Genomic DNA, 6,229 nt, shown 5'->3' with positions numbered 1-6,229 from the left:
CACAGCAGACATAGCGAGCTACCCCTGCGAGTAGCGTAGTTCGCCGCCAACGAACACCTTTGCCTCGTGATAAGGCAGGACGTGATGGCCGCAGTGCTCGGTGAAGATGGCCACGGCTCGCTTGGCTTCGCTGACGACGAACACGGCATTCCTGAACTCGACAAACGACTCATCCATCAGTTCAACCCGCACAGTGTCATTTGAGAAGGGGATTGATTCCGTGTTCAAGCGGAGGCCTTCAGCGCTGCGTCCGACCTGCAAAGCAAGTTCGTCCGCCCATTCGAGAACAGTCGCTTCTGCAAGACGAGGAACGGGGAACTTGAGCATTGGATGATGTCCGCTATTGGCCGACAGACGACATCGTAGCCTAGGGGTGAAGGCATGCCGATGGCCGTGCACGCGGGTGTTCAGTCGCAACAAGATCGGCAGCGGAGAAGGACAGTCGCACCAACTTCGACTTGAGCGCGGTTCGCTCACACGAGATCCAGGAAAGCGCTGTTTCCTCGGATGCGCCAGAGCATTTGCTCCGGCGCCGAACGCCCCGGTACTCGTGATCGGTCTTCGGCTGGCGGGATGAATTGCCCTCGCCGGACACGGTGAAGAGCTTGGCCGGCGACTTATCAAGGGCATGGGCGTCAAGGTTCGCGTGCAGGAGGACTGAGCGGTGCGATCCAGGCATCAGGCACCGCTGTGCGGATCGGCGATATAGATTCAACGTCTATGGACTGGCGAACCCAGCCGGGCCAAACCTTCCGGCATGCGAAAGACAGTACGCGTGCCCGAAGACCTCACAACCGCCCCGGCCGACATTAACGCGACCGCTCGCCCCATGCGCGATCTGCTTCGCCAGTTGCCCCGCCTTCGATCTGACAGACAGGGAAACGTCGACTACGCCAACTCGCACCGAGTCATCGTCGCCGAGACTGGGCAGAACGCAGAACGCATCGCGCGGGCGCAGCACATGGGCATGGGCGCTATCGGCCATCTGCTGGCCACGTCGGCACCGCAGATCGAGGACGGCTCGGTGGACTCGGATGCCATCGAGGCCTTGGGCTGGCTGATGGCCGAACTCGGCGATCTGGGCGCGGAGCTGGCGGTGATGGCGGTGATGGCGATTCGATGCCGCGCGCGCGACCGGCCCCCCTGAGCCACCCGAGCGGCATCACGAATCGTGATGCCCCCATGACGTTTCGACACTGACGGGGCGGCCATCGGCTGCCTAGACTGCAGCGGGCCTGTTCCCCACTCTGGTCACCGACATGAAGAACGATCTCCCCGACGGACGCCTGGTCATCCCCTCGATGCAAGCCCATTGTTCCCCCGCCGAGTGGCAGGCCCGCGTGGACCTGGCGGCGTGCTACAGGCTGGTGGCGATGTACGGCATGGCCGACATGATGGCCAACCACATCTCGTCGCGCGTGCCAGATGAGGACGATGCCTTCCTGATCAACGCCTACGGGATGATGTACGAGGAGATCACGGCCTCCAGCCTGATCAAGGTGAGCCACGACGGCACGGTGCTGAGCCAGCCCGATTTCGGCGAACTGAACTACGGCATCAACAAGGCGGGATACGTGATCCACAGCGCGGTACACGAGGCCCGGCCGGAGGTGGCCTGCGTGATTCACACCCACAGCTGGGCCTCGATGGCGGTGTCATCGCTGCAGTGCGGCCTGCTGCCGCTGACCCAGACGGCGATGCGCTTCCTCCACATCGGCTACCACGATTACCAGGGCGTGGTGCTCGACCTTGCGGAGCAGGCTTCGCTGGTCAAGGACCTGGGCCCGGGCGAGGCGCTGATCCTGCGCAACCACGGCGCCCTCACGGTGGGGCGCACCGTGGGCGAGGCCTTCAACTGGATGCACCGGCTCGAACTGGCCTGCCGCTCGCAGCTGGCGGCCATGGCCTGCAACACCCCCTTCTCTCCCGTGGCCCAGCCCGTGCTGGAGGACACCTGGAACAACTACCAGCCCGGCACGCGGCGCCCCTACGGCGTCATGGAGTGGCCGGCGCTGCTGCGCAGCCTGGACCGCATCGACCCCGGCTACCGCACCTGAGTTTTGACGTTTCCCCAACGAAGACCAACCAGCAGGAGACAACGATGAATCGCACCTTCTTCGCGGCCAGCACGTGGCGCGCGCTGACCTTGGCCGCCCTCTCACTGGGCAGCGTAGGCACCGCCTTGGCCCAGGACACCCGCTGGCCGGAACGGCCCGTGCGCATGGTGGTGGCCTTCACGGCGGGCGGCACCACCGACATCATCGCGCGCGCCGTCTCGCAGAAACTCACCGAGAAGTTCGGCCAGAACTTCTTCATCGACAACAAGCCCGGTGCCGGCGGCAACATCGGCACCGAATCCGTGGTGCGCGCCGCGCCCGACGGCTACACCTTCATCATCAACTCGGTGGGGCCGATCGCGGTCAACACCTGGCTGTACAAGTCGCTGCCCTACGACCCGCTCAAGGACCTGGTGCCCGTGGTGCAGATCGCCGACGTGCCCAACATGCTGGTGGTCCATCCATCGGTGCCCGCGAACACGTTTGAAGAGTTCGCCGCGCTGCTCAAGGCCAGCCCCAACAAGATGAGCTACGGGTCCACCGGCGTGGGCACCTCGTCGCACCTCTCCAGCCACATGCTGGTTCAGCGCCTGGGCAGCGAGGCCGTGCACGTGCCCTACCGGGGCGCGGACGCACTCAACGACCTGCTGGCAGGGCGGCTGCAGTTCATGTTCGCCACGATTCCCTCGGCGATCCTGCAGGTGAAGGCGGGCAAGCTGCGCGCGCTGGCCGTCTCCAGCGCCAAGCCCTCGCGCTCGCTGCCGGGCGTGCCCACGGTGCAGGAAAAGGGCCATCCCGGTTTCGAGGCCGGTTCGTGGTTCGGCGTGTTCGCGCCCAAGGGCACGCCCGCCCCGGTGATCGCGGCGATGAACAAGGCGGTCAACGAGGTCTTGCCCAGCCTGGAGGCGCAGTTGGTGAAGGAAGGCGCGGACCCGGTGGGCGGCTCGCCCGAGCAGTTCGGCCGCTTCACGCAGCAGGAAAGCGTGAAGTGGAAGGCCATCGTGGAGGCGTCCGGGGCCACGGCCCAATGAGCGAGGGCAGCCGTCCGATGCGGTTGCTCCTGTCCAGCCCCTGCCGCGAGCGCCTGGGTGAACGCATCCACGAGGCGGCCGCAGGAAGGCCGCTCCAGTTCGTGGGCACCGACGAGGGCGACGCCGACTGGGCCTTCGTCTCGCGCGATGTGACCGGCCTGTCCACCAAGGACGAGGTCCTGCCCGACACCCAGCGCTTCTACGACGCGATGGAGTGCTCCCCCTCGCTGCGCTGGGTGCACGTGCATTCGGCGGGCGCAGACCGCGCCATCTATCAGCGGCTGATGGCACGCGGGGTGGCGCTGACCACCTCGCCAGGCACCAACGCCGCCATCGTGGCGCAGTCGGCCATGGCGGCCATTCTGTCGTTGGCCCGGCACTTTCCGCTGCTGCGCGAGGCGCAGGCCCTGCGGCAGTGGCAGCCCCTGCTGCAGACCGGCCTGCCGCAGGACTTGGAAGGGCAGACCGCCGTGCTGGTGGGCTGGGGCCCGGTGGGCCAGGCGCTGGCGCGCTACCTGGCGGTGTTCGGCGTGCGCCTGGAGGTGGTGCGCCACCGGGCAGCGGCGGACGACTGCGCCTGGCCTTGCCGCGTGTATGAGCGCATCGACGAGGTGCTGCCCAGCGCCGACTGGCTGGTGCTGGCATGCCCCCTGAGCGCGCAGACACAGGGCCTGGTGGACGCCCGGCGCCTGCGTCTGCTGCGGCGCGGCGCCCGGCTGATCAACGTCGCCCGGGGTGCGGTGGTCGATGAAGCAGCGCTGGTGGATGCCCTGCGCAGCGGGCACCTCGGCGGGGCCTACCTCGACGTGTTCCGGCTGGAGCCCCTGCCGCCCGCGAGCCCGCTGTGGAACCTGCCCAACACGCTGGTCACGCCCCACAGTGCGGGCTTCGCCGCCGGCAACGAGGCGCGGGTCGAAGCCGTGTTCCTGCAGCGGCTGGTCGAACGCGTGTCGGCTAGAACGTGACCTTCACCGACGGCGCGCTGCGCCTGGCTTCACCGTGGTACACCGCCTCGATGTTGTTGCCGTCCGGATCGATGACGAAGGCCGCGTAGTAGCCGGGGTGGTACTTGCGCTCGCCCGGCGCGCCGTGGTCTTGGCCACCGGCGGCCAGCGCGGCTTTGTGGAAGGCATCGACCATGGCCCGGTCCTGCGCCTGGAAGGCCAGGTGGTGCCGGCCGGTCAGCTGGCCGTCCGCGGCTTCGCTGTCGGCCGTCGAGACGAACAGTTCATCGGCCCAGAAGTAGCCGTCGCCCTTGCCGCCCATGGGCACCTTGAGCGCCTTGAAGACGGCCTCGTAAAAGGCCTGGCTGGCCGGCAGATCCTTCACGACGAGCTGGATGTGGTCGATCAGGCGGCCCCGGTGCAGTTCCTGGGTGTCCATGCTGTGCTCCTGTGCTTGATGGGTGGCTGGAAAGGGCATGCTACCGGGGCCGCGCACTAAACTCCCTGCGATGGCCCGCGTAAAAATCTGCAAACCCTGTCTCTGGACGGCACTGGCCGGCATCGGCCTCCTGTGCATCTGGTATTTCAAGGTGCTGGCTCTGGGCTACTACTGGCTCAGCACCTCCATCAACGCAGCGCAATGGGTTGGGGCCTCTCTCTGGCTGCCGGGCTACCGGGTGGCGGTGGAGGGTGCCCCCATCGAGGGCCTGTCGCGCAACGCCTCGGGGCTGACCTTCAACACGGACACCGGCACCCTCTTCACCGTGATCAACCGCCCGCCACAGATTGCCGAACTCACGACCGACGGGCGCTTGCTGCGTGTCATCGAACTCGAGGGAGCGCGCGACCCGGAGGGCATCACCTATGTGCAGGGCGACACCTACGTCATCTCCGACGAAGACAGCCACAGCATGTACTGGGTGCAGATCGGCCCGCAGACCTCGCGCGTGTCGGTCAACGGCAAGTCCAGCCTGGGCATCCGCATCGACAGTGTGCACAACAGCAGCTTCGAAGGGGTGTCCTGGGACAGCGTGCAGGACCGTCTCTTCGTGGTGAAGGAAAAGCTGCCCCTGCGCGTGCTGGTTGTGCGGGGGCTGGGCGCGTTCAACGCCGCCACCGGGTTCAACATCGACATCAGCGAATGGAAGTCGTCCAGCGCGGCCTCGCTGTTCATGAGCGACCTGTCGTCGCTCACCCTGCACGAGCCCACCGGCCATCTGCTGCTGCTCAGCGACGAATCGGCCCTGGTGGTGGAGTACGCGCCCGACGGTCGGCCCATCAGCATGCTGCCACTCTGGCGGGGGTTTAATGGCCTGCAGCGCAAGGTGCCACAGCCCGAGGGCGTGGCGGTCGGGCCCGACCATGCGCTCTACGTGCTCTCCGAGCCCAACCTCTTCTACCGCTTCGAGCGAACCCAGACCCCGTCGGCCAGCCGCTGAGCCTGCCGACGCACATCACCCTCAACCAAGGAACACGCCATGGGCGCACAGTGGAAAGCCAAACACAAGGACCTCGCGGCCAACGCCAAGGGGCGCCTATTCGGCAAACTCGTCAAGGACCTCGTGATCGCCGCCCGACACGGCGCCGACCCGGCCTCCAACGCCCGGCTGCGGCTGGTGATGGAGCAGGCGCGCAAGGTGTCCATGCCCAAGGACACGCTGGACCGCGCGATCAAGAAGGGCGCGGGCCTCACGGGCGAGGCCGTGCACTACGAACATGTGGTCTACGAAGGCTTCGCGCCGCACCGCGTGCCGGTGATGGTGGAGTGCCTCACGGACAACGTGAACCGCGCGGCTTCGGAGATGCGGGTGCTGTTCCGCAAGGGGCAGCTCGGCAGTTCGGGCTCGGTGGCCTGGGACTTTGACCACGTGGGCATGATCGAGGCCGAAGCCAGCCGCAAGGACGCCGACCCGGAAGTGGCCGCCATCGAGGCCGGCGCGCAGGACTTCCACCCCGGACACGACGAGGGCGTGACGGTGTTCCTGACCGATCCCACCGATCTGGACCTGGTCAGCCGCGCCCTGCCGGCGCAGGGCTTCACCGTGCTGTCGTCCAAGCTGGGCTACAAGCCCAAGAACCCGATCGACCCGGCCAGCCTGAGCGCGGAGCACCTGGAAGAGGTGGAAGCTTTCCTCGCCGCGCTCGACGCGAACGAGGATGTGCAGAACGTCTTTGCCGGTCTCGGCGGTTGACCGAC

Annotated in this window: 8 protein-coding genes; 6 read left to right on the top strand and 2 right to left on the bottom strand. The window is 66.8% G+C overall.

Annotated elements, in window-relative coordinates; translation table 11 throughout:
• Positions 1-18 precede the first annotated feature (18 nt).
• A complete protein-coding gene (locus KIT86_RS17275; protein ID WP_297400593.1) occupies positions 19-327 on the bottom strand; it encodes a hypothetical protein in 309 nt (102 codons plus the stop codon).
• A gap of 502 nt (positions 328-829) precedes the next feature.
• Here KIT86_RS17275 and KIT86_RS17270 point away from each other — a divergent pair.
• The 4 genes from KIT86_RS17270 to KIT86_RS17255 all read left to right on the top strand — a co-directional run bounded on the left by KIT86_RS17270 (position 830) and on the right by KIT86_RS17255 (position 4,053).
• A complete protein-coding gene (locus tag KIT86_RS17270; protein WP_297400591.1) occupies positions 830-1,147 on the top strand; it encodes a hypothetical protein in 318 nt (105 codons plus the stop codon).
• A 112-nt stretch (positions 1,148-1,259) separates the two neighbouring features.
• Complete coding sequence (locus KIT86_RS17265; protein ID WP_297400590.1) at positions 1,260-2,057, top strand: class II aldolase/adducin family protein; 798 nt, start codon at positions 1,260-1,262, stop codon at positions 2,055-2,057.
• 44 nt (positions 2,058-2,101) lie between these two features.
• Positions 2,102-3,088: a tripartite tricarboxylate transporter substrate binding protein gene (locus KIT86_RS17260; protein ID WP_297400588.1), complete on the top strand. Its 987-nt coding sequence runs from the start codon at positions 2,102-2,104 to the stop codon at positions 3,086-3,088.
• Between the two features lie 17 nt (positions 3,089-3,105).
• A complete protein-coding gene (locus KIT86_RS17255) occupies positions 3,106-4,053 on the top strand; it encodes an NAD(P)-dependent oxidoreductase (RefSeq protein ID WP_297400586.1) in 948 nt (315 codons plus the stop codon).
• Here the strand turns inward: KIT86_RS17255 and KIT86_RS17250 are convergent.
• Entirely contained in the window at positions 4,043-4,471 is a 429-nt protein-coding gene (locus KIT86_RS17250; RefSeq protein WP_297400584.1) for a VOC family protein, read from the bottom strand. The two genes, KIT86_RS17255 and KIT86_RS17250, sit on opposite strands and share 11 nt — an antisense overlap.
• Positions 4,472-4,541: 70 nt before the next feature.
• Here KIT86_RS17250 and KIT86_RS17245 point away from each other — a divergent pair, with 70 nt between their 5' ends.
• Together KIT86_RS17245 and KIT86_RS17240 are read left to right on the top strand one after the other, a co-directional pair.
• Positions 4,542-5,471: an SdiA-regulated domain-containing protein gene (locus KIT86_RS17245; RefSeq protein ID WP_297400582.1), complete on the top strand. Its 930-nt coding sequence runs from the start codon at positions 4,542-4,544 to the stop codon at positions 5,469-5,471.
• Positions 5,472-5,510: 39 nt separating this feature from the next.
• The gene (locus KIT86_RS17240; protein WP_297400580.1) at positions 5,511-6,224 is read left to right on the top strand and encodes a YebC/PmpR family DNA-binding transcriptional regulator; all 714 of its coding nucleotides are present in this window, start codon (positions 5,511-5,513) and stop codon (positions 6,222-6,224) included.
• Positions 6,225-6,229: the final 5 nt, after the last annotated feature.

It is taken from the genome of Hydrogenophaga sp., assembly GCF_026125825.1.
Taxonomy (GTDB): domain Bacteria; phylum Pseudomonadota; class Gammaproteobacteria; order Burkholderiales; family Burkholderiaceae_C; genus Hydrogenophaga.
Note: the sequence above shows the minus strand (reverse complement) of the source record. Positions and strands in the feature narration are given on the sequence as shown.

Excerpts from the sequence above, each read along its gene's own strand:
- KIT86_RS17275 (WP_297400593.1), bottom strand. The coding sequence starts at position 327 with ATGCTCAAGTTCCCCGTTCCTCGTCTTGCAGAAGCGACTGTTCTCGAA.
- KIT86_RS17270 (WP_297400591.1), top strand. The coding sequence starts at position 830 with ATGCGCGATCTGCTTCGCCAGTTGCCCCGCCTTCGATCTGACAGACAG.
- KIT86_RS17265 (WP_297400590.1), top strand. The coding sequence starts at position 1,260 with ATGAAGAACGATCTCCCCGACGGACGCCTGGTCATCCCCTCGATGCAA.
- KIT86_RS17260 (WP_297400588.1), top strand. The coding sequence starts at position 2,102 with ATGAATCGCACCTTCTTCGCGGCCAGCACGTGGCGCGCGCTGACCTTG.
- KIT86_RS17255 (WP_297400586.1), top strand. The coding sequence starts at position 3,106 with ATGCGGTTGCTCCTGTCCAGCCCCTGCCGCGAGCGCCTGGGTGAACGC.
- KIT86_RS17250 (WP_297400584.1), bottom strand. The coding sequence starts at position 4,471 with ATGGACACCCAGGAACTGCACCGGGGCCGCCTGATCGACCACATCCAG.
- KIT86_RS17245 (WP_297400582.1), top strand. The coding sequence starts at position 4,542 with ATGGCCCGCGTAAAAATCTGCAAACCCTGTCTCTGGACGGCACTGGCC.
- KIT86_RS17240 (WP_297400580.1), top strand. The coding sequence starts at position 5,511 with ATGGGCGCACAGTGGAAAGCCAAACACAAGGACCTCGCGGCCAACGCC.